This window comes from Mesonia sp. HuA40, assembly GCF_008017835.1.
Taxonomy (GTDB): Bacteria; Bacteroidota; Bacteroidia; order Flavobacteriales; family Flavobacteriaceae; genus Mesonia.
On sequence record NZ_VRLT01000049.1, the window covers coordinates 1 to 1,500 of the forward strand.

Here is a 1,500-nt window from a genome sequence, read left to right on the forward strand (position 1 = left end):
CAAAACCTACATCACAACAACACATCAATAATACTATGTTCTAATTTTCATTTTCTTTACGGTGTATTCCTCTCGCTTCGCTCGTCGGATACAGGAGAAAACGAAACAAAAGAAAGTACACTTTTTCTGAGGTATTTTTCAGACAAGCTGAAAACCACTTGTATTTTGCTAAATTGGCTCCAAGGCTTCACCAATTTTTAACGCAAAACACAAGTTATACTGAAGAAAAAGATTGCAAAGCCCTGCTTTGAATCGCTTTTTGATGTGGGCCGCTGGATATTGTTATTTCTATAATCAGGTCAATATAATTAGTACTGCCAATTTTACTTGCTATTTTCGATAGGCCGTTTTTAAATTGTACTTCTACTTATTATTCTTTGCTGAAAAAACCAACCTTGTCTTGTCGTTAGTTAAATTAAACCAGTGAGAGTAAGGACTTATATGCATTGTGGCTCAATACTCTTATGTTCTTTTCTTGTTTGGATTCTTTCTGTTCGAAAATAAAGACACAATCTCTACGGTATTTTTATTGATTCTATAGTATAAATTATTGTGGACTTCGACTACAGCTTTTCGGGTTTTCTTCTTCTCCAATGATTCAGGGAAAATTTCAGGCATTTTTGAAATCAGTTGGATAGTGTGATCTAATTTTGCGGCAAATTTTCTTAGTTCTCTCTCAGTCCAATTCGCTTCAAGGTATTCTATGGTTGCTTTAAGTTCAGAAATGGCGTGATCGGTCCATAGAATTTTATAACCACTTTTCATATATATCTTTCACCTTATGGTGAGAAGTTAATTTTGCATTGTCTGCATCTTGAATTCCTTTTTCAATAGAATTTTTTTCAGCAGTAGAAATTTCCTTCCACCAATCGGTTTTTTCTTTATCCCTTATTTTCATTAGTTGATCAATCAAAGACTTGTCGTTTAATGTGGACAACCATTGAATTAATTCAATTTTTTTATTTTCTAAACTTAAATCCATAGTATCAAAGTTACAAATTAAATCCTATTCTTTGATTTTTATATTACTTTTTACTGTTGCAATACTTTCCCACGCTCCCGAACGATTGAAGCCTGTGGTCTTCCATCTATTAGCAGATTGATAAAAAAACAGCCTTTTTAAAATATGAGCTGATAATGCTGAAGGTTTTTATTTTGTGAGTTTTAGCTATATACTTGAATTATCAATTATAGATTTGAGCAATGGATTGAAATAGGGTAAGGAGAACGCGATGGAATCGCACACCAGCGAATACTCGGGACTCCCAAGAGGTCGCACTAAGTACGTAGTAGTTTAATACCTGCCTTGTCACACTGAGTGCGGGTTTTTGGCGATAGACAAACACCCGTGTATCGAAGTGAAGTCGAAAAGTAGCGAGTTTAATTACTTTTTCATAACCTACATCCTAACAACACAAGAATCTTGCTATGTCCTAATTTTCATTTTCTTTACGGTGTATTCCTCTCGCTTCGCTCGTCGGATACAGGAGAAAACGAAAC

At 34.6% G+C, this 1,500-nt stretch carries 3 protein-coding genes; 1 reads left to right on the top strand and 2 read right to left on the bottom strand.

All coding sequences use genetic code 11. The annotated features are described in order from the left end of the window. Positions 1-201, top strand: a 201-nt coding sequence (locus FT993_RS12425; RefSeq protein WP_222708308.1) for a hypothetical protein, incomplete at its 5' end; no start/stop codon positions are given. Between the two features lie 261 nt (positions 202-462). Here the strand turns inward: FT993_RS12425 and FT993_RS08625 are convergent. Then, positions 463-765: a type II toxin-antitoxin system RelE/ParE family toxin gene (locus FT993_RS08625; protein WP_147862146.1), complete on the bottom strand. Its 303-nt coding sequence runs from the start codon at positions 763-765 to the stop codon at positions 463-465. Next, positions 749-982 (bottom strand): hypothetical protein, encoded by a 234-nt coding sequence (locus tag FT993_RS08630; protein ID WP_147862147.1) that lies wholly within the window; start codon positions 980-982, stop codon positions 749-751. Before FT993_RS08630 ends, FT993_RS08625 begins: the two co-directional genes overlap by 17 nt. Positions 983-1,500: the final 518 nt, after the last annotated feature.

Coding starts and splice junctions, on each gene's coding strand:
- FT993_RS08625 (WP_147862146.1), bottom strand. CDS start 765: ATGAAAAGTGGTTATAAAATTCTATGGACCGATCACGCCATTTCTGAA.
- FT993_RS08630 (WP_147862147.1), bottom strand. CDS start 982: ATGGATTTAAGTTTAGAAAATAAAAAAATTGAATTAATTCAATGGTTG.